The sequence below is a fragment of the Helicobacter mustelae genome, from assembly GCF_900476215.1.
GTDB classification, from domain to species: Bacteria; Campylobacterota; Campylobacteria; order Campylobacterales; family Helicobacteraceae; genus Helicobacter_H; species Helicobacter_H mustelae.
This window is the reverse complement of sequence record NZ_LS483446.1, coordinates 450,511-471,282: the sequence shown is the minus strand read 5'-3', so window position 1 is coordinate 471,282 and position 20,772 is coordinate 450,511. Positions and strand designations below refer to the sequence as shown.

The window sequence follows — 20,772 nt, the reverse complement described above, 5'->3', positions numbered from 1 at the left end:
TCGCTATTCTACAAAAATTTAAGTCTCTTTTACTATACTTTTCATGATTTTACAGATTGCAAAATTCCCAAACTCCATACCAAAGAATCAAAGAGGTTTTTTATGTTTTTTGACTTCCATCTCAAGACTCAAGGACAAATCCAGATCCAAAAAATCCCATCCCACAGCCTAACCCCCATCATGATCTTACAAGATCTCAAAGCCAAGGCACTGCTAGAATCTGCCTACCAAGAAACCGGAAAGGGTCGCTATTCGCTGATGCTGCTATCCCCTGCCTTTTGTCTCATCAAAGAAAATGATGCTTATTTTTTGCTAGAAAATCAGACAAAAACAAGTCTTAGCGCCATGGATCCTAGCAAGGATTTTTTGGATTGGGTGGAATTTTTTGGCTCCCTTTCTCCAGAGGCAAAAACTCAAGATTTTCCACTGCCAATGCGCGGCATAGGCTATCTTGGATTTGAATTTTTCCAAGAAATTGAAGGAATCAAAAACCACAAAAAGAAAAGTATGCAAACCTATGAATGTGCATTTTTGTTTGGTAGAGATTTTTTGATCTTTGATCATCTGCATGATTGTGCCTATCTTGTTAGCATCAATTATGCCAAGGAAAAAAGCCCTCTTGATCTCTTAAAACGCATAAAAAAGCTAGAGGAAAAAATCAAAAACCTTAGCCCCAAGGATTTGGAACAAGATTTCCATCCTAGCAAAATCCTCTCCCCCAGCCCCAAGGAGGATTTCCTAGAGATGGTAGAAAAAATCAAAAAAGAAATTACTGCGGGCAATCTTTTGCAATGCGTGGCATCTACTAGCATGCAAATCCAAAGCGCCCTACCCCCCATTGATGCCTACAAGCGCCTGCGTCAAAACAATCCTAGCCCTTATATGTTTTATTTTGATTTTGGAGGATTTCAACTCTTTGGCACAAGCCCAGAAATGATGATAAAAATCCATCAACAAAAAATCCTCATTGCCCCCATCGCAGGTACGCGCAAACGTGGGAAAAACACCGCCCAAGATCTGGCACTAGAGGCAGAACTCAAAAATGATGAAAAAGAAAATGCTGAGCATTTAATGCTCCTAGATCTTGCTAGAAATGACATCGGAAAGGTAGCCAAGATCGGTAGCGTGGAAGTCACGAAGTTTAAAAACATTGAGCGCTATTCCCAAGTGATGCACATCGTCTCACAGGTGGAGGGGGATTTTGATGGATCTTATAGTCACAAAGATGCGATTTTTGCGACATTCCCTGCAGGCACGGTGAGTGGAGCGCCAAAGATCCAGGCCATCAAAACCCTCTATGCACTAGAACCCCATCAGCGCGGTATCTATGGCGGCCTCATTGGATATTTTGATGGCAATGGCAATTTTGACAGCGCCATCACCATTCGCACCGCAGTCTATCAAAATGGCATCTACCATCTACAAGCGGGCGCTGGGATCGTGCAAGACTCAAGGGGTGAGCTAGAGTTTTTGGAGACGCAAAATAAAATGCGCGCGCTTACTAGCGCAATCTTGCAAGAAAAGGGAGAGTGATGCTGCTGCTTATTGATAATTATGATTCTTTCACCTACAACATCTATCAAGCATTTTGCATGCTGCATCAAAAAGTCTTGGTAGTGCGTAGCGACAAAATTACATGCGAGCAAATCCAGGAACTAAACCCAAGCCACATCATCATCGGCCCAGGTCCCAAAACCCCAAAAGAAGCAGGGATTTCCATGGAAGTCATTCAGAAGTTTTACAAAAAAATCCCCATTCTTGGGATCTGCCTGGGACATCAGGCCATCATGGCCAGCTTTGGCATGCCAATCGTGCAGGCAAAAAACATCCTACATGGCAAGATACAACCCCTATCCCACAAATCCCGCGGGCTCTTTCGCGGCATCCCGCAAAACACGCTCATCACACGTTATCACTCTCTCGTGGGCAGGGAATGCGATCTGCCAGAATGCCTGGAAATCACAGCAAAAAGCAGTGATGGAGAAATCATGGCAATCGAGCACAAAGAATATCCACTCATAGGCGTGCAATTCCATCCAGAATCCATTGGCAGCACAGATGGTCTGAAAATGTTTAGCAATTTCTTGCATTACAAGCGCGAGGAAACCCCCATTTTGATCCTGCTCAAAAAAGCCCTGCAACAGCAGAATTTTAGCTTCCAAGAAGCCTATGACATGATGGATGAGATCACAGAGGGCAATCTCTCTGAAGGCCAAATTGCCTCACTTCTCACAAGCCTTGAGATCAAAGGCCTAAACGCCCAAGAACTTGCAGGCTTTAGCTCTCTTTTGCGCAACAAATCCCTGGAATTCCCCAAGCCCAAAAGAGGAGAAAAGCGCTTAGATATCGTAGGCACTGGAGGGAGTATGCACAAGACCTTCAATGTCTCCACGATCTCTAGCATCATTCTGGCAAGCATGGGCGTGAATGTGCTCAAACACGGCAATCGCGCTGCCACCAGCCAATGCGGAAGCGCAGACCTTTTGGAGGCACTGGGGGTCAATATCCAAATGTCGCCAGAAATCTGCATCCACTGCTATGAAAAACTACACTTTACTTTTTTGTTTGCGCAAAAATTCCACTACACACTCAAAAAACTCGCAACCATACGCAAGGAATTGGGATTTAAAACATTATTCAATCTCATCGGTCCGCTCATCAACCCCTCTTGCAACACTCACCAAATTTTGGGGGTTTTTGATCCAAAATACACCGAGGTGCTCGCCCAAACCCTGCAAATCCTAGGCATACAGCGTGCCCTGGTAGTAAGTGGCATGGATGGCTATGATGAGATTTCTCTCACCACTCCCACACAGATCACCGAATTGCACGGCAAGGATCAAAAAACCTATCTCTTCACACCCCAGAGCCTAGGGCTAGAATATGTAGACTATGCAGAGCTCAAAGGCGGAGATGTGCAAAAAAATCGCCAAATTGCTTGGGAGATCTTGCGCGCAGAGCCTTCCCCTAGGCTCGATCTTGTCTGCATGAATGCTGGCGCGGCACTCTATATCTATGGGGAGGCGGATTCTATCAAAGATGGCTACCTGCGCATCAAAGAGCATCTCAAGACCCAAAAACCCAAAAAAACCCTAGAGGCATTCCAAAAACTAAGCCACCAAGGCCGATAAAGCCCCGCCCTGTTTTTATCTCTCCCGTGCGCAAGTAGCTTCCTCGATGACTCAAGGAGTTTTCTCGCTTCCCTGCGCGGGTTTTCTTCTTTCCTCGAATAACCCAAGCGGGTTGCTTCTTTCTTTCACAAGGGGGAGGGGCTTGAATGGCAAAGTCGCTCCCTCCCCCTTATGGACCCCCACCCCGACACGCTCTACCTTATTTTTACCGTGGGCATTCGCCCACATTTTTCAAGACACTTTTTTGCACTCAATTGCTTCTCGCCCGCGATCTGGGTGCAAAAAAAGAGAATCAAGGAGGCAGGAGTGACTCCGCTCTTTTTTTGCTAGAAGTGGAAAAGCGAGGCTCTCCCCTTCTTTGCCAAAAAAGCAGCGGCGTTTTTTGAGCAGTGTAGCGCGTAGGCGGTGCACGGGAGCGGGGAGGGGATAAAGCATTTTTTGCGAGGGAAGCCACTCGAGCTATCGAGAAACCTCCTCGGGTTTTTCGAGAGAAAGAACCTCCGCAGGGGATAAAGCAACCCCCTTGAGTCATCAAGAGAAAGGCCAGAGAAAATAAAGCTTAATTTCATCAGAGGGCTTTATACCATCACCAAAGCCACTCCGCATAAAGAGAAGTGAGCAAAGAAAACACAGCCTTTGCTTGATGTCTTTGATAAACTCGCTTTGTATTGGTAAAATTCCCTTGTAATTTTTGGAATTTGATAAAAGAAGGTGATGGGATGCATGCTATAAAGACATAGGAAAGCCAAAAGAAAAAACACAGAAAACAAGCCAAAGAAAATAGGATGCAAACCCCAAGTCAAAGAGATTCAAGGAGTTTGAGGAAGGTAATAATATGAATAGATTTGAGAAATTACTCCAAACCCTCTGCCCTCATGGTGTGGAGTTTAAGGCAATAAAAGATATAGCAATGTTTCGTAGGGGATCCTTTCCTCAGCCTTATACACGATCAAAATGGTATGGTGGGGATAATTCTATGCCATTTATACAGGTTATTGATGTTGCGGATACTATGAAACTTAATGAGAAATCAAAGCAGTCTATTTCAAAACTTGCTCAACCAAAAAGTGTATTTGTCCCGAAAGGCACCGTAATTGTTACCTTGCAGGGAACAATAGGAAAAGTTGCAATTACGCAATATGATTCTTACATTGATAGAACCATAGCAATATTTACAAGCTATCGCATCAACATTGATAAGAAATATTTTGCATATATGTTGTATCAAAAATTTGCAATGGAAAAAATGCTTGCACGGGGCGCAACATTGAAAACAATCACAAAGGAGGAATTTTCAGACTTCAAAATCCCCCTTCCCCCTCTGGAAGTCCAAAGAGAGATTGTGAAGATTTTAGACACATTTACAGAATTAAATACAGAATTAAATACAGAATTAAAGTTGCGCAAAAAGCAATATGAATACTATCGCAATTGGCTGCTCTCTTTTGGCGATGTGGATGCAAGCAAAGAAGGAGCAGAGCAGAGACTAAGAAATAAATCCTATCCCAAAGCCCTCAAAGCATTGCTACTCTCTCTCTGCCCTCATGGTGTGGAGTTTAGGAAGTTGGGGGAGGTGTGTGAGAGAAGCACAGGAATTAACATAACAGCCGCACAAATGAAAAAACTACAAGAAACATTCAATAAAACATCTTCGCAAAGAGGAATCAAAATCTTTGGTGGAGGAGAGACAAAGGTCAACATAAGAAGCGAAGACATCTCAGAAAAAAGCATTATTAATGCTGAAAGCGTAGTCGTCAAATCAAGGGGAAACATAGGATTTGAATATTGCAATGAACCCTTTTCCCACAAAAACGAGATTTGGTCATATTCCTCAAAAACAAATGAGGCAATGATTAAATTTCTGCATTACTACCTTGCAAGCAAGCAGGATTATTTCCAAAGATTGGCAAATGAATTTACAAAGATGCCACAGCTGAAAGTTTCGCATACGGATAATCTCCCCATTCCCCTTCCCCCTCTGGAAGTCCAAAGAGAGATTGTGAAGATTTTAGATGATTTCTCCACCCTCACAGAGGACCTTAGCTCTGGCATCCCTGCAGAGATTGCTGCAAGAAAAAAGCAATATGAATATTATCGTGACAAACTGCTCACCTTCACACCCCTCATAAAGGAGGGAGAATGATGCTTTTACTCACTTGTACCCCTGCACTGCCAGTGCGGCATTCTTAACATTAGGCTCTACCTTACCGTGGATGATGAGGGGGAGTTTTACTCTTTGGCGATGAGGGTTAGGGGAAGCTAATAAATCTAAGTGCTTTGCTATAATACAAACGCCCCTCTTTAGAGGGGCAAATCCATCCGAAAGGAGCTTTGCTATGAAGAGACATAGCAAAAAGCGTCCTACGAGGGTATTATACTTCAAATTTAGCCTTTTTTGGTTTAGGTTGGAGATTCTACTCAAGAGGTAACGCTTTGGGGCTTTTGCCCCGCCCTTTTGGTGGGTTGAACCAAAAAAGCAAGTAAAGCACTTTCCAAAAAAAACACTTTTTTCTCTAAATCTGTAGCACTTTTTCCTCGAATAACCTAAGCGGGTTGCTTTTTGATGACTTGAGAAGTTTCTTTTTTCCTTTACCACCCTTGCGAGGAGTCTCTTTCCTCGATGACTTAAAGGGGTTTTAAAAACACCTTAAAAGAGACTTTAAGGGAGGGAAAAATGCTCTGCACACGGCCTAACCGTGGCGCTTAGAAATTCAAATTTTATCCAACCGGGTTTACTGAGCGATTTTATGCAGGATTTCATTGAATGTCGCGCTAGGGCGCATGATTTTTATAGCTTTCTCATCATCAAATTTATAATACCCGCCAAGATCCACACTCACGCCTTCTTTGCTCAAAAATTCCTCTTTAATCTTTTGCTCTTTGGCTTGTAGCTCTGAAGCAATAGGCGCGAATCTCTCTTGCAGTGCGGTATCTTCTTTTTGTTTGGCGAGTGCTTCTGCAAAATACATGGCTAAATAAAAATGACTCGTGCGATTGTCATCCTGCCCAGCATTTCGTGATGGAGCTTTGTTATTGTCCAACCACTTCCCTATTGCTACATCTAGCGCATCTGCGAGCACCTTTGCCCTTGCATTGTGATTTTGCTGTGCAAAAAATTCTAGACTTGCCTGCAGAGCCAAAAATTCCCCCAAGCTATCCCATCTCAAATGATTTTCCAAAAGAAGCTGCTCCACTTGCTTGGGTGCAGAACCCCCCGCGCCTGTCTCAAACATCGCTCCACCGCTAAGCATGGGGACGATGGAAAGCATTTTGGCACTGGTACCAAGCTCAAGAATGGGGAAGAGATCGGTGAGATAATCGCGCAAAACATTGCCTGTGATGGAGATCACATCCCCGCCATTGCGGATGATCTCTAGGGATTTGAGGCAAGCGGCCTTGGGAGGGAGGATCTCAAGATTGGCGCCATGAGAGCTTTTGAGGGCAATGCCCCTCTCTTGCAATCTTTTTTGGACCATTTCAATCATGATTTTGTTACTGGGGCGCTTCTCATCTAGCCAGAAAATCGCTGGAGTGTGGCTAGTCTCACTTCTTTGGATACCCAGATCAATCCAATTGATGATGGCATCATGCTTGGCCTGATTGGCGCGGTAGATATCGCCCTTTTGCACCGCATGCTCCAACAAAACACGATCTTGATGATCTAGGATTTTGAAGCTTCCTGCCTCTTTGGCGATGAAAGTTTTGTCATGAGAACCATATTCCTGGGCTTTTTTAGCCATCAATCCCACATTTGCCACGCTTCCAAGCTTACTGGGATCTAGGGGACCGAATTTGTGCAGATCTTCTATGACAGCCTCATAAATGGTGGCATAGGTTCTATCTGGGATCACTGCATTGGTATCACATTCCCTCCCCTCTTTATCCCAAAGCTTTGCGCCATTTTTGAGCATGGCGGGCATGGAAGCATCCACAATCACATCGCTAGGAACATGGAGATTGGTGATGCCCTTATCAGAATTCACCATGGAAATCTTGGCACTTTTGTGCAAAATCTCCTCATATTTTTGCAAAATCGCATCTTTTTTCGCAGAAGTTTGGATTTTTTGTAGGAGTTCTGAGATCCCATTATTGGGATTCACGCCAAGGGCATGGAGCTCATCTGCAAATTCCTCAAATAATTCGGCAAAAAATGTCCTAACTGCATGACCAAAGATCACAGGATCACTTACCTTCATCATCGTGGCCTTGAGATGTAAAGAAAAAAGAATATCTTGCTTTTTGCATAGAGCAATTTGATCCACATAGAAACGATCCAGCGCCTCCACATCCATGAATGTCGCATCCAAAATTTCCTCTTTTTCTAATTTCAGGCCCTTTTTGAGGATCTCCCTCTTGCCTTCTTTGTTTTCAAACACGATCCTAGCCTCTGTAGGCTCCTTGATCCATACTGCCTTCTCATTGCTGAAAAAATCCCCCTCCTGCATGTAGGAGACGATGGTTTTAGAATTGCTATCAAAAGGCGCGATTTTATAAGGATTTTTTTTGGCATATTGTTTCACAGCCTTGGTGCTCCTGCGATCAGAATTCCCCTGTCGCAATACAGGATTGACCGCTGAGCCTAGGATTTTTTGATAATTCTCTTTGATTTCTTCCTCTTCTTGATTTTTGGGGTTATCAGGATAATTAGGGACATTGTAGCCCTTGGCCTGCAATTCTGCGATGGCATTTTTTAGCTGGGGGATGGAGGCGGAGATATTGGGGGTTTTGATCAAATTGGCATCTTTGTGTTTGACCAGCTCTCCTAATGCTTCTAGGGCGTTGGGGATGCGCTGAGAGGGGGTGAGATGTTGGGGGAATTGCGCCAAAATCCTGCCTGCTAGAGAGATGTCTGCGCTCTCTACCTCTATGCCAGCAGTATGCAAAAAAGCCCTAACAATGGGCAAAAAAGAATAAGTAGCAAGAGCGGGGGATTCATCTGTAAGGGTGTAGGTAATTTTCATAATCAATCCTTTGTGATAAAAGTTAGGGTGAGTTGTGATCATTGATGATCAAAAAGGGTTCTGAAATTTTCAAACCTCCACTATATCAAAATAATTCTTATAAAGTACTGTGATTTTGGATGCACAGCAAGAGGATTTGGCATGAGACCATGGGGGGATGGGAATGTGTGGCTAAATGATAGGCAGGCAGATAATACTGGCAATGCATGAGTGCTGGATAATAAAAAATATAAATGAGGGCAACAATCTAAAAACCCAAAAAATCTTGGTGAAAATCACAAAGACTAAACAATGCTGCTAAAGCGAGGGAATTGTTTGACACAGAGAAAAAACAAGCACAAAAACATGAGGGTTACAAAAGAATCACAAAACCTGTGCAAGGAAACTACAGGAGGGAAATCAAAAACACAAAAAACCCATGCACAAGGCATGGGGGAAGATTAGTGGAGATTTTTCCAGACTTTTTTCTTCCAAGCAAAAGCCAGGATGGCAAGCACTGCAAAATAAATCATGATCTTGATGCCAAGCTGATCTCTTTGATGCTTTTTCCTATCTCCCACCTCCTCAATATAGTGGATGACCTGAGTTTGTGCACTCTGTGTGAGGCCCACCCTAGGCATTGGAGTTCCGGGCAATTCTTTTTGCGGATCATTGATGAAGATATTGAGATAATGCTCACCCTTGCTGCGGATCATCATGGAGAGATCTGGGGCACCTGTGCCTAGATATTTCTTGAGATCCCCTTCTGGAGTGAGTGCGATCATATGGTCGTATTTGACATCATGGCATCTTTGGCAGGCTTCTGCAAATACTTCCTTATTGCTCAGCTTTTCTGGTGCAATGGACTTAAGATAAGCTACGACATCTGCGATCTCAGCATCGCTTAATACACCCTTAAAAGAACTCATTGGATAATCTTGCTTGCCCTCATTGGCATTCTCGCATTCTTTGGCCATAGCCCCACTGAGTCCCTCGCAAGTAGCCTTGAATTTATGGCTCAAAAGCGTGGTGCGCACAGGATCTGCGATGAAATGTGCGAGATATTTCCCATCAAACACTGCCCCAACATTGGAGAGATCTGGTGGCACCACACCAAAAGCAGATGCTGCACTTGCCCCATCCATTGGGGCAGCAAGGCCCTGGGATTTGATGCCATGGCATGCTGTACAGTTGGTTTGCACCAATTCCTTGCCCTTTTTGGGATCGCCATTTAGCTCCACATTAGAGAGATCCTTGAAGGTAAAATCTGCTGGGGCAACTTTGGGATGCATCACAGAATGTGCAAACGGCTCCACACCCCAATAAATCACACCAATCACAACAATCAAAAGCACTAAAATCTTAATTTCTCTCATCTAACACCTCCTTTTTTTCTCTCCATCCAGGTAATCCAAGGAAGAGCGATGAACATGAGGAACAAAAATCCAATGGATGAGAAGAATCCAACCATAGTATTCATGCCCATTGGTGGCAATTTGCCATAGATGGTCAAAAAGATGAGATCAATAATGAGTAACCAGAACCAGACCATAAACCAGCCGCGCTTATGTGCGGGAGCGACGACATCACTTCGATCTAGCCAAGGCAGGATGAAAAACACCACTTGCGCGATTCCAAAGGCAATGAGCCCCAAATCTGCGCTAAAGAAAAATCCTCTCAATACCTCATAGCTCCACAAGAAATACCACTCCGGATAGATGTGGGTGGGAGTTTTGAGACTATCAGCACGTTCAAAATTGATAGGGTCCATTGCAAATTCATAGTGATAGCACACCAAATAAAAGAAGAAAATCATAAAGACTGCAATGACAAAAATATCCTTGGACAAGAACACAGGCCAGAAGGGGATGACTTTGGATTCTTTTTTCTTGCCAGCAAGATATTTCTCTGCCTCTTTTTCAAAATCCAACACTTCGCCCTCTTGATTGTTCACATGAGGGAATCGCAAAGAATAGAAGTGGAAGGCAATAAGAGAGATGATCACAATGGGGAGTAGACACACATGCAGCATAAAAAATCTTGTCAGAGTCGCATCTGCTACGACATAATTTCCTCTCACCCATTCTACGACTTCATGTCCGATGAAGGGGATTCCACCAAAGAGATTGGTAATAACTGTAGCTGCCCAGTAGCTCATTTGCCCCCAGGGAAGCATATAGCCACTAAATGCCTCTGCGGAGAAAACCACAAAAAGCAGCATCCCGCCAATCCAAATCATCTCACGACCCTTCTTGTAAGATCCATAATAAATGGCCACAAACATGTGGATGTAGATAATCACAAAAATCATACTTGCAGCCACCGCATGAATATGTCGCCATAGCCATCCGTATTCCACTTCCTGCATGATTGTATAATTCACACTGTCAAATGCCAGTTTTGCATCGGGTTTGTAATACATTAATAAAAACAATCCCGAAACAAACAAAAGGGTAAAGAGTGTCAACAACACTACCCCCATCGCCCAAAGAAAATTAATATTTTTGGGAATCCAATATCTTGTCATCATCACTTCGATGAATTTTTTCACTCCAAGGCGCTGATCCAACCAATCCACAACGCCATCGGCTTTTTTAATCTCTGCCATTGCTGCTCCTTATGCTTTTGCTATCATTGCTTTGTATTCTGAACCGACCTCACCTAGCACAAGTTTGGTGCCATCTATCTTGAAGGGAGGGATTTCAAAGGGTCTAGGTGGAGGGGTGCCTGCAATATTCACACCATCAAGGGTGAAGCGCCCTCCATGACAGGGGCACAAAAACTCTGACTTATCGGGGTGAAAGATCGGAATACAGCCCAGATGTGTGCAAATCTGGATCCCCATAGTGAATACACCCTCTCCGACCTTAAAATCTCTAGCCTGATTGAATTCTTCACCCGCCTTCTTTTTGATGATATAAATTGGCTTGCCTCTCCATGCTGTTGTGGAAAATTCCCCCTCTTTCATACCGCCTACATCCACCGTGGTGAATCCGGCTGCGACAACGCTAGGAAGAGGATCCCAGGTCTTTTTCATGGCGATGAGAGAAGCTACAGCACCCAGTGCGGTAACACCCCCAAGGGCCATTCCCAAAAAATCTCTTCTTTTGACTTCGGCCATTGCCTACTCCTTCTATTTTTTTTAGATTTTAAGAAAAAAATCGCGCTCATTCTACTATATTTCCTCATAAAAGAAGCTAAATCCTGCCCACAAAAGCCTAAATTCAAGGCCTAAATCTCAATTCTCCTTGATACAAATAAAAGAACCCATACAAATTCGCAAGATAAAGAGGGATTTTTGCCAAATTCGCATGCTAAATGATAAAACAGATTAGGATGGTGATGGGTGTTTTGGGGGGATTGGGAAGAAGTTGGATGGGATGATTTATAAGATGAGATATTTGGGCAGCAAAAAATCTCTTCAAAAATTTGGGAGTGATTTGGGGATAGATTGATAGGCCTTGATGATGGGACCCGCAATCAGCGCAAGGAAAAACACAATAAAAAAAATAAAGTGCGAAAATAATGGCGCTCAATGCGCAAGTAATGATCCCCACAATAGAGATCTACAACGATGCTAATGCCCTGAAATGCATAAAAAGATACTCCAACTAGCAGGGGCGCTATTAATAGCAATTCTGCAAAGCTCTTGTGATGAAAGGATTCAAAGATCCTGCCAAAAAATGGACTGTATTAAAACTAGCAAGCCATAAGAGATTGAGGATCACACCAAAGTAAGCATAAAATTTTTTGGCCCTTATGAGGCGATGAAAAAAACCTAATAACTGATGAAGGCATTGAGCGAGGTAGAAAGAAATAGCAACAAAGGCTAGCCATACGCATAAAAACAAAGCTTGCACCAATAAGCATGGGGATCTGATAGGATAAAAATCTAGAAAAATAAAAAGAAAAAATGTCACCAACACCAAAATGACAGAGGGAAAACTATGAAAAAGTATCTTGGCCCTAACTTGGTTTTTTAAAAGGGCAAAACCCTCCAACGACTTCAAAGAGAGCAAAACTCTCTTTTTAGTAGATGAAAAATAAAAAACCCCTCCAAAAAGGAGGGGATAAAAGGAATTCAAAAAAAAGGGAGGGCATTACATCATGCCGCCCATGCCGCCCATGCCGCCCATATCTGGCATTGCAGGAGCTGGCTTATCTTCTTTGATTTCATTGATTGTGGCCTCAGTAGTGAGCAAGAGACTAGAAACAGAGACAGCATTTTGGAGCGCCACTCTTGTGACTTTCAATGGATCAATAATCCCAGCATGGAACATATCTACATATTCCCCGCTGCTTGCATTAAAGCCAAAAGCATCTTTTTTGTTTTCTACCTCATTGACAACCACTCCGCTATCAAATCCCGCATTCGCAGCAATTTGTGCTAGAGGAGCTTTGATCGCTCTTTTGATGATGTCATAGCCCACTGCCTCATCACCATGAAGATGGAGATTGACTTTTTGGGCTGCACGGATTAGTGCTGCACCCCCACCAATGACAATGCCCTCTTCCACTGCTGCTTTTGTGGCAGAGAGAGCATCATCTACGCGATCTTTTTTCTCTTTCATCTCTACCTCACTAGCCGCACCTACTTTAATCACAGCCACGCCGCCACTTAGCTTTGCAAGTCTCTCTTGCAATTTTTCCTTGTCATAATCGCTTGTAGTTGTATCAATTTGGGTGCGAATTTGAGCAATACGCTCTTTGACCGCATTAGCACAACCCTTGCCATCCACGATGGTGGTATTGTCTTTGTCAATGACAATTCTTGCAGCAGTTCCCAAATCCTCAATACTTGCAGAATCTAGAGTTTTACCAAGCTCTTCGCTAATCACTTCCCCACCTGTAAGGATCGCGATATCTCTTAGCATTTCTTTTCTTCTATCTCCAAAGCCAGGAGCTTTCACTGCAGCTACATTGAGCACGCCCCTGAGTTTATTTACTACAAGTGTAGTAAGTGCTTCTCCTTCAATATCTTCTGCGATGATGAGCAGGGGTTTGCCACTTTTCATTGTGGATTCCAAAAGAGGGAGAATATCCTTCATAGAAGAAATCTTTTTATCTGTCAAAAGAATGTAGGGATTTTCTAGCTGGGTGGTCATTTTGTCTGCGTTGGTCACAAAATAAGGGCTAAGATAGCCGCGGTCAAACTGCATTCCCTCAACCACATTGAGCTCATCATCAATCCCCTTTGCCTCTTCCACAGTGATCACGCCATCTTTACCCACTTTTTCCATTGCCTCTGCGATGAGATTCCCGATTTTTTCATCAGAATTTGCAGAAATGGTAGCCACCTGTGCGATCTCGCCCTTGCCGCCGACTTTTTTGCTGCCTGCTTTGAGCTCTGCTACGATGGCATCCACTGCCTTGTCCATGCCGCGCTTCACTTCGATGGGATTGGCACCTGCAGTGATATTTCTCAAGCCTTCTTTATAAATGCTATAGGCTAGCACTGTGGCAGTTGTAGTGCCATCTCCTGCAGCATCTGCGGTTTTGCTAGCCACTTCTTTGACAAGCTGAGCACCCATATTTGCAATTGGGTCTGAGAGCTCAATTTCTTTTGCTACAGATACGCCATCTTTTGTGATACTAGGAGCGCCATAGGATTTTTGAATCAACACATTTCTACCCCTTGGCCCCATCGTTACTTTGACTGCATCATTGAGTTGCTTGACTCCTTCAAATAGTTTATTTCTTGCATGATCGCTAAATTTAATCTCTTTTGCCATTTTTTACTCCTTAATAAGAAATTTATTTAATAACGCCTAAAATATCTTCAAAATCTAGCACAATAAAATCTTTGTCTTCTAGCTTGATTTCACTTCCTTTATACTTGCCAAATACGATGGTATCGCCCTCATGAATGCAGGTACACTCCTCAGATACCTTTCCTCCGATTTTTCTCACGATCCCCATCAAAGGCTTTTCTTTGGCGCTATCAGGAATAATAATCCCTGAGCTGGTTTTTGTTTCTTCCTCAAGTCTCTCTACCAAAACTCTTTTGCCTAGTGGTTTAAAATTCATCATCAAACTCCTTGATTTGGTTTAATTAGCACTTAAAATTTTAAGTGACAGAATCCTATCACAATTTCATAAACAAATCAAGATATTTATACTGTGTGTATAATAAATATTTAGTCATATAAACTAAACTTTACTATCACCGGCCGCTTAATACTTCAATATCCCGCCTAGCGATTGTCAATCTTTTCAAAAGAAAGATCATGATGCAGCAGGCGATAATGCGCCATTTCTTCATATTTTGTGTTAGGCAGCCCATAATTTGCATAGGGATCGATGCTAATCCCCCCTCGTGGCAAAAATTTCCCCCACACTTCGATGAATTTTGGCTCCATTACCCCAATCAAATCCTTCATGATCACATTTACGCAATTCTCGTGGAAATCCCCGTGATTGCGAAAGGAAAAGAGATAGAGCTTGAGGGATTTGGATTCCACCATTTTGTGCTGGGGAATGTAATTGATATAAATGGTAGCAAAGTCCGGTTGCCCCGTCATTGGGCAGAGCGAGGTGAATTCTGGGCAATTAAATTTCACAAAATAATCATTTTCCTTATGCCTGTTTTCAAATGTTTCTAAAATCTTTGGATTGTAGTGGAATGCATACTCCACATCCTGCTTGCCAAGTAAGCTCAAATCTTTCATGCCAGGGCCTTTTTTGTCATTTTTTTGTTAGAATGTGACTCATGGATTTTACACAGCAAGACTACAACAAGCTTAAAAAAATAGGCATTCACAGCCTTTTGGATCTTTGTTTGTGTGTGCCAAAAAGTTATACCAATACCTTCATGATCCCCCATCTTGTCAACAACGCCACTGGAGCGCTGGAAGTCATGACAAAATCACAACTCATTGCAGGAAATACACTAAGAATCGCTGCTCACATTCCCAATTTTCACCGTGATATTACCCTAATTATTTTTAATCACAAACCCTTCCACAGAAAAATTTTTCAACCCAACAAAAAAATGCTAATTCATGGCAAGCTCCAGATCCAATTAGGACAGCTCTCACTCATCCAACCCAAATGCGTTTCTACAAGCAACACCATTTTACTGCATTTTAAATTCCCCTCCATCCGTGATTCCACCTTGCAGGATATCCTCTCTCGCCACCTCACCCACGACGCCCTTCTAGCCTCGCCCCTGCCTCCCTCTCTCATCCCTCATCTCCTAGAGATTTTCCACCCCAATCCCTCATTTTTGCATTATTTTGAGACCCATGGCAATTTCCCACCAAAGACACTAGAAGCACTCAAATTCATCGAAATTTATCGCCACATCCACACCCTCTCTACAAAGCGCCGCCACTTTCCTGCAAAAATCTCTTGCAAAAATCCCTACCAGGATTTTGTCACCTCCCTGCCCTTCTCCCTCACAAATTCCCAAACCAGCGCTATTGCCACCATCGCTAAAGATCTCTCTGGAGAGAGAGCAGCGCGGCGTATCATCATGGGAGATGTGGGCTGTGGAAAAACCATCGTGATCTTAGCAAGCGTGGTGATGGCCTATCCCCATCAATGCCTCCTGATGGTGCCAACCACCATTCTTGCCTTCCAAATCTATGAAGAGGCAAAAAAACTTCTCCCCCCCTACATCCAGATCCGATGCATCGCTGGCAAAGAGAGTCGCAAAGAAAAACAAGGGGGGAAAGAAGGGGGAAATGCGCATTTTATCATTGGTACCCAGGCCCTGCTGTATAGGGAATTTGATGTGCAAAATCTCGCCCTTGTCATGACAGATGAGCAGCATCGCTTTGGCACCAACCAAAGACATCATTTAGAAAAAATGGCCCAGGAAGGAGACAGCAAAACACTCAAAAAACCCCACTTTCTGCAATTCTCCGCCACCCCCATCCCGCGCACACTCAGCATGCTCCATGCGCATTTGATTGATTTTAGCTTCATGCGCGATCTCCCCTACAAAAAAGACATCACAACCCGCATTATCACAAAAACAGATTTCAACCAGCTTTTGAGCCACATCAAAGACGAAGTAGCAAAATCCCACCAGTGCGCCATCGTCTATCCGCTGGTAGAGGAAAGCGAGCATTTAGAATATCTCTCACTCACAGAAGGAGCGCCCTTTTGGAAAAGGCATTTTGAGGGGGTTTTCCTCACCTCTGGCGGAGACAAGGAAAAAGAAGAAGTGCTCTCCAAATTTCGCGATGAAGGAAGCATTTTGCTTGCCACCACACTCATTGAGGTAGGCATATCACTCCCTCGTCTTAGCACCATTGTCATCATCGCTCCTGAGCGTATAGGACTTGCTACGCTGCATCAATTGCGCGGAAGGGTGAGCCGCAATGGATTAAAGGGCTATTGCTTCCTCTATACCAATACTCCCAAAAACAAGCGCCTAGAAGATTTTTGCAATCATCTCAGTGGCTTTGACATCGCAGAGATCGATCTCAAATATCGCAGTGGCGGGGATTTGTTTTCTGGAGAAAAGCAAAGCGGAGAGCGATTTAGATTTTTTGATTTTGGCACAGATGCTAGAATCTTAGCCCTAGCAGAACAGAGGCTTGCGCGCTAATTTTATGCTATAATCCTAGCCCTAAAACAAGGAGCAAAGAGAGTGCAAGATCGACAAGAACTCCTCGATGAAGTCAAAACCATAAAGTTTCGTGGGTTAGGTGCACCCAGTCTCGTCCTAGCCTATTGTATTTTTCTTGGCTGTGTCCTCTTTTTTGTCATCAAGATTTTCCTTGTCAATCATATTTATTACTCCAGCAAAGAAATCACAAAACTCCAGGCGCGCTATGATCTGCTCTATGAAGAAAATAGATTCTTGAAAAAAGAATTAGAAACCCTGCGCTTTCATTATCGCATCACCAACCTGGAAGACTAATGAGTTTTTTTTCCATCGAATTTAGCCTCATCTTCCTTGCTTTTTTGCTCATTTATTGGAATATCAAAAACCTCACCCTCAAAAATACCCTGCTTTTGCTTTTCAATCATTTGATTATTTTTCTCTTGGGCGGGCCCTGGGTCACGCTCATGATTTTTTGCTATACGATTTTCATTTATTTCTGCGCATTATTCATCCAAAAAACCAAAGCTCGCTTTTTTTTCATCGCCTGCATCACTTTGGCGGTACTCAATCTTTGCTTTTTCAAATATCACGATGATCTCAAAAATTTCTTAGAGCAGATTCTATCACTTCTTGGATTCTCCTTCCTCCACCAAACCCAGATTCTCCTGCCCCTTGGCATAAGTTTTTATACTTTTACCTCCATCACCTATCTTAGAGCAGTCTATGAGCAAAGATTTAAGCAAATCAATCCTAATTTGGAGAATTTTGCTAATCTTGCCACCTATCTCTCCTTTTTTCCCACTTTCATCTCTGGCCCCATCATGAGGAGCAATTTCTTTTTTACGCAGCTCAAAAAAAGCCGCATCTGGAATCCTGGGCATGTCAATCTCATCTTCATGCTGCTGCTTTTTGGCATTATAAAAAAGGTCCTCATTGCCACCAGTATCGAGCAATTTTCCTCCCCCATTTTGCAAAGCCCCTCAGGCTATAACATCATAGAATTATTACTGGCAATCTATGGCTATGGGATCCAGCTTTATTGCGATTTTAGCGGCTATATCAATCTGGTTGGTGCATTTGCGCTCATGATAGGCTTTACCCTGCCCCCCAATTTTAAAGCCCCCTACATCGCGCGCAATCTCAAAGATTTTTGGAATCGATGGCACATCAGCCTTTCTACTTTCATACGTGATTTTATTTACATTCCCCTTGGAGGCAACAAAAGAGGATTTTTGCTAACCCAAATCTTTGTGCTCATTGCCTTTGGTGCCTCTGGCATCTGGCATGGAAATACGCTAAATTTCCTACTTTGGGGACTTTTGCATGGCTTTGGCATCGTGTTTTTGAATGTACTCAAACGCTATAACATCCATTTCAAAAATGTTCCACTTTTGCCAAAGCTTGCTACCTTTCATTATGTGACATTTTGCTGGATCTTTTTCTATTATGCAGATTTTGCTAGCTCACTTGGCTTTTTGCAAGCCTTTGATCCACAAATTCCCATCCATAAAAGGGATGCGCTGCTGCTTTTTGCGGCTTTTGTGCTTTTTGTACTCTATCAATTCATGGAGGATTTTCTAGAATTTTGCACAAAGTTCCTAGAAAAAATCCCCCATTTCATCAAACCCATCCTGCTTGGCATGATTTTAATTCTGGTATTTTTCCTCATGCCAGATGGCGTGCCAAACTTCATTTATGCGAGCTTTTGATGAGGTTTTTGCATTTCTTTCTCTCACTTTGTGTGATCTTTCTCATCAATATCGCAGCATTCCACCAAAGCATAAAAAATTATCTGGAACAAAAATATCACATTAGCATCTTTCCCACAAAAGAACCCCAAGAGCCAAAAAAAACTAAAATTTCCCAGCCCACCCCCATCAAGCCCACGCCAAAATATCCCCGGATCGCTGGGGGAAAAATCGAGGTGCTCTCCCATAGCAATTTCTTGCTCATTGGCGATTCCATGATGCAGGGCATTGGCATGAGCCTAGTCTCAGCGCTCAAAAAAATGGGCTTTGTGGTCATAAATGAGGCCAAGCAAAGCACTGGACTTACTTATGTGAATTTTTTCAATTGGCCAAGAGAACTAGAAAATCTACTAAAGCAAAACAAAATTGATGTCATTGTAATCATGCTTGGGGCCAATGACCCTTGGAATCTAGGCAAGGTGCGCTATGGAACACCCAATTGGGATGCGATCTACAAAGAGCGTGTGGATGCGATCTTGCAACTCGCAAAAAACTATCAATCCGCTGTGATATGGTATGAGATCCCCCTTGTCAAAAACCCCAAGCTAAGCGCCAGGCTCCCCCATCTCAATGCACTCTATAAGGAGGCGCTGCAACATAGCGGGGATTTGTTCTTGAGCGTGAATGAAATCTTTGCCCCCAATGGCAATTACGCACCCTTCTTAGAAAATAAAGATGGCAAGAGCATCTCTCTGCGCGCAAATGATGGGATTCACTTCACGCGCTCTGGCTCTAGAATCCTCACCAATCTTTTGCTAGAGCGCATCACAGTGATTCCAAGAGAGGAAAAAGCATCACAAGCAGCAAGCACAGCAGGGATGCCCCAAACAACCCTAAAGCCTACAAAAGAGGTGGCAAAGCCTGGGGTATCAACCCCTACAAAAGATGGCCAAGCACCCATAAACCCAAGACCTACAAAAGGAAAAAATCCATGAGAATCCTCTGCCTTGTTTTGGGATTTTTTTGGATCTGTATGGGGCAAGACGCCTTTTGGGAGAATTATCAAGAATCCTCAAAACCTCTGCGCAAAATCATACAAAGCGCCAAAATACAAAATTTCTCCTCCCAAAATCTCGATCTCCTTCGCGAAAAAATCCAAAAAAAAGAGGATCTAAAAATCCACATTCTTGGGGATTCTCACATCGCAGCAGATATTTTTTCTGATGAATTACGAAGGCTTTTTTTCACACCCAATGCCATTGGCTTTGTCTACCCCCTCTTCCCAGCCTTCCACCGCAATGCATTGCTGCAAATCCAAAGCAAGGGCTTTGAGGTGTATAATTCTCTGCGCGCCCCTGGGATGGATTACCCCATGGGCGGGGTGATCGCACAGGCCAAAAATAGTGAGGCTTTTATCAATCTAGATACCACACTGCCAAAAAAGACCTACAAAATCCGCTTTGTCTTCAAATCCCCCAATCATCTCGCAAGCTTTTGCATCAAAGATGCGCAGGGCAAAAGCCTTTCTCTTAACTCCAAAAATCCAGGATTTTGGGAAATTAGCAAACCCTATAAACTCAGCCTCCCTCTGCAAATCCATGCTCTTTTGCGAAATGGCATGCTTGGAGGGTATTTCATCTACAATCAAGAAGACAATAACATCATCGATCATATGGGCATCAATGGAGCTAGGAGCGATTTGTGGCTGCAGTGGAATCAAGAAATCCTTAATAAAGAAATGCAGGTGCTGCAATATGATCTCATCATCCTCTCTTATGGATCCAATGATGCCATCTCTAATGTCTTTGACAAAAAAGAGTTTTTGCGCCACTACAAGAGCTTGATTCGCAAGCTTCGCAAATACAATCCTAATGCTGTAATCTTACTCATAGGTCCTCCCACCGTCGTGGCCAAGCAATCAAACAAGCAATATATCATTACACAAAATTTCGCTCCGGTGAAATCCAGTCTCCTTGCACTGGCAAAAGAGGAAAATCTCTTGTATTTTGACTGGGATGCACTGATGCAAAAAAATGGCAAAAAGGCAGAGTGGATTGCTCTCTCACTCTCCAAAAAGGATGTACATCTCACACCAAAAGGCTATCGCTTAACCGCCAATGCAGTGTACAAAAGCCTCTTAGATATCTTGGGGCTAGATCCTTGAGATTGGCTGCATCTAAGCAAAATTTTTTAGGATTTTTGAGCTTTGTCACGCGAGATTTGCAAATTTTGCATGATGGAGGGAAGCAAGGGGTTTTTGAAAAGACGCGGGGATTTTGTGGCATGAAAGCGCAGCATGAAGGGGAATCCAAAAAATCCTAAAAAGTTGGGAAAAATTTGCAAAATTTGAGAGAGGAATCACAGGGGGGTCCTTAGAAAAACTGTGGGAGAAATAGGAAAAATTTGGCGAGGAAAAATCAAGAAAACCAAGAGAGCGAGAGAAATGAAAAAATCAA

Annotated in this window: 14 protein-coding genes and 1 pseudogene; 8 read left to right on the top strand and 7 right to left on the bottom strand. The window is 43.2% G+C overall.

What is annotated here, in order from left to right; genetic code table 11:
• The first annotated feature begins 102 nt into the window (after positions 1-102).
• From DQN48_RS02265 to DQN48_RS02250, 3 genes are all read left to right on the top strand, one after another.
• Complete coding sequence (locus tag DQN48_RS02265; protein WP_041913071.1) at positions 103-1,533, top strand: chorismate-binding protein; 1,431 nt, start codon at positions 103-105, stop codon at positions 1,531-1,533.
• Positions 1,533-3,131, top strand: a complete 1,599-nt coding sequence (locus DQN48_RS02260; RefSeq protein WP_013022763.1) for a bifunctional anthranilate synthase component II/anthranilate phosphoribosyltransferase — start codon at positions 1,533-1,535, stop codon at positions 3,129-3,131. The genes DQN48_RS02265 and DQN48_RS02260 overlap by 1 nt, the downstream gene beginning before the upstream one ends.
• 835 nt (positions 3,132-3,966) lie before the next feature.
• Positions 3,967-5,274, top strand: coding sequence for a restriction endonuclease subunit S (locus tag DQN48_RS02250; protein WP_013022760.1), 1,308 nt, complete (start codon positions 3,967-3,969; stop codon positions 5,272-5,274).
• A gap of 589 nt (positions 5,275-5,863) precedes the next feature.
• On the opposite strand, the gene DQN48_RS02240 is transcribed toward DQN48_RS02250, so the two are convergent.
• From DQN48_RS02240 to queF, 7 genes and pseudogenes are all read right to left on the bottom strand, one after another.
• The gene (locus tag DQN48_RS02240) at positions 5,864-8,092 is read right to left on the bottom strand and encodes an NADP-dependent isocitrate dehydrogenase (RefSeq protein ID WP_013022759.1); all 2,229 of its coding nucleotides are present in this window, start codon (positions 8,090-8,092) and stop codon (positions 5,864-5,866) included.
• Between the two features lie 440 nt (positions 8,093-8,532).
• Positions 8,533-9,447 (bottom strand): c-type cytochrome, encoded by a 915-nt coding sequence (locus DQN48_RS02235; RefSeq protein WP_013022758.1) that lies wholly within the window; start codon positions 9,445-9,447, stop codon positions 8,533-8,535.
• Positions 9,444-10,679, bottom strand: coding sequence for a cytochrome b (locus DQN48_RS02230; protein WP_013022757.1), 1,236 nt, complete (start codon positions 10,677-10,679; stop codon positions 9,444-9,446). The genes DQN48_RS02235 and DQN48_RS02230 overlap by 4 nt, the downstream gene beginning before the upstream one ends.
• 9 nt (positions 10,680-10,688) lie before the next feature.
• Positions 10,689-11,192, bottom strand: a complete 504-nt coding sequence (gene petA, locus DQN48_RS02225) for a ubiquinol-cytochrome c reductase iron-sulfur subunit (RefSeq protein ID WP_013022756.1) — start codon at positions 11,190-11,192, stop codon at positions 10,689-10,691.
• A 979-nt stretch (positions 11,193-12,171) separates the two neighbouring features.
• Positions 12,172-13,803, bottom strand: coding sequence for a chaperonin GroEL (gene groL / locus DQN48_RS02210; RefSeq protein ID WP_013022753.1), 1,632 nt, complete (start codon positions 13,801-13,803; stop codon positions 12,172-12,174).
• A 28-nt stretch (positions 13,804-13,831) separates the two neighbouring features.
• A pseudogene (gene groES / locus DQN48_RS02205) lies at positions 13,832-14,098 on the bottom strand (co-chaperone GroES); the annotation flags it as partial.
• Between the two features lie 167 nt (positions 14,099-14,265).
• Positions 14,266-14,739, bottom strand: a complete 474-nt coding sequence (gene queF / locus DQN48_RS02200; RefSeq protein WP_013022751.1) for a preQ(1) synthase — start codon at positions 14,737-14,739, stop codon at positions 14,266-14,268.
• A 41-nt stretch (positions 14,740-14,780) separates the two neighbouring features.
• Here queF and recG point away from each other — a divergent pair, with 41 nt between their 5' ends.
• From recG to DQN48_RS02175, 5 genes are read left to right on the top strand one after another with little or no spacing between them, the layout of a single operon-like run.
• The gene (gene recG / locus DQN48_RS02195) at positions 14,781-16,628 is read left to right on the top strand and encodes an ATP-dependent DNA helicase RecG (protein WP_013022750.1); all 1,848 of its coding nucleotides are present in this window, start codon (positions 14,781-14,783) and stop codon (positions 16,626-16,628) included.
• Positions 16,629-16,670: 42 nt separating this feature from the next.
• The gene (locus DQN48_RS02190; protein WP_013022749.1) at positions 16,671-16,943 is read left to right on the top strand and encodes a hypothetical protein; all 273 of its coding nucleotides are present in this window, start codon (positions 16,671-16,673) and stop codon (positions 16,941-16,943) included.
• Positions 16,943-18,337 (top strand): MBOAT family O-acyltransferase, encoded by a 1,395-nt coding sequence (locus tag DQN48_RS02185; protein WP_013022748.1) that lies wholly within the window; start codon positions 16,943-16,945, stop codon positions 18,335-18,337. The genes DQN48_RS02190 and DQN48_RS02185 overlap by 1 nt, the downstream gene beginning before the upstream one ends.
• Entirely contained in the window at positions 18,337-19,311 is a 975-nt protein-coding gene (locus DQN48_RS02180) for an SGNH/GDSL hydrolase family protein (protein ID WP_013022747.1), read from the top strand. The genes DQN48_RS02185 and DQN48_RS02180 overlap by 1 nt, the downstream gene beginning before the upstream one ends.
• A complete protein-coding gene (locus tag DQN48_RS02175; RefSeq protein ID WP_013022746.1) occupies positions 19,308-20,480 on the top strand; it encodes a GDSL-type esterase/lipase family protein in 1,173 nt (390 codons plus the stop codon). Before DQN48_RS02180 ends, DQN48_RS02175 begins: the two co-directional genes overlap by 4 nt.
• Positions 20,481-20,772: the final 292 nt, after the last annotated feature.

Bases quoted from the DNA above. Each gene is read 5' to 3' on its own strand.
- DQN48_RS02250 (WP_013022760.1), top strand. From the start codon at position 3,967: ATGAATAGATTTGAGAAATTACTCCAAACCCTCTGCCCTCATGGTGTG.
- DQN48_RS02240 (WP_013022759.1), bottom strand. From the start codon at position 8,092: ATGAAAATTACCTACACCCTTACAGATGAATCCCCCGCTCTTGCTACT.
- DQN48_RS02175 (WP_013022746.1), top strand. From the start codon at position 19,308: ATGAGAATCCTCTGCCTTGTTTTGGGATTTTTTTGGATCTGTATGGGG.
- recG (WP_013022750.1), top strand. From the start codon at position 14,781: ATGGATTTTACACAGCAAGACTACAACAAGCTTAAAAAAATAGGCATT.
- queF (WP_013022751.1), bottom strand. From the start codon at position 14,739: ATGAAAGATTTGAGCTTACTTGGCAAGCAGGATGTGGAGTATGCATTC.
- petA (WP_013022756.1), bottom strand. From the start codon at position 11,192: ATGGCCGAAGTCAAAAGAAGAGATTTTTTGGGAATGGCCCTTGGGGGT.
- DQN48_RS02180 (WP_013022747.1), top strand. From the start codon at position 18,337: ATGAGGTTTTTGCATTTCTTTCTCTCACTTTGTGTGATCTTTCTCATC.
- DQN48_RS02260 (WP_013022763.1), top strand. From the start codon at position 1,533: ATGCTGCTGCTTATTGATAATTATGATTCTTTCACCTACAACATCTAT.
- groL (WP_013022753.1), bottom strand. From the start codon at position 13,803: ATGGCAAAAGAGATTAAATTTAGCGATCATGCAAGAAATAAACTATTT.
- DQN48_RS02185 (WP_013022748.1), top strand. From the start codon at position 16,943: ATGAGTTTTTTTTCCATCGAATTTAGCCTCATCTTCCTTGCTTTTTTG.
- DQN48_RS02230 (WP_013022757.1), bottom strand. From the start codon at position 10,679: ATGGCAGAGATTAAAAAAGCCGATGGCGTTGTGGATTGGTTGGATCAG.
- DQN48_RS02235 (WP_013022758.1), bottom strand. From the start codon at position 9,447: ATGAGAGAAATTAAGATTTTAGTGCTTTTGATTGTTGTGATTGGTGTG.
- DQN48_RS02265 (WP_041913071.1), top strand. From the start codon at position 103: ATGTTTTTTGACTTCCATCTCAAGACTCAAGGACAAATCCAGATCCAA.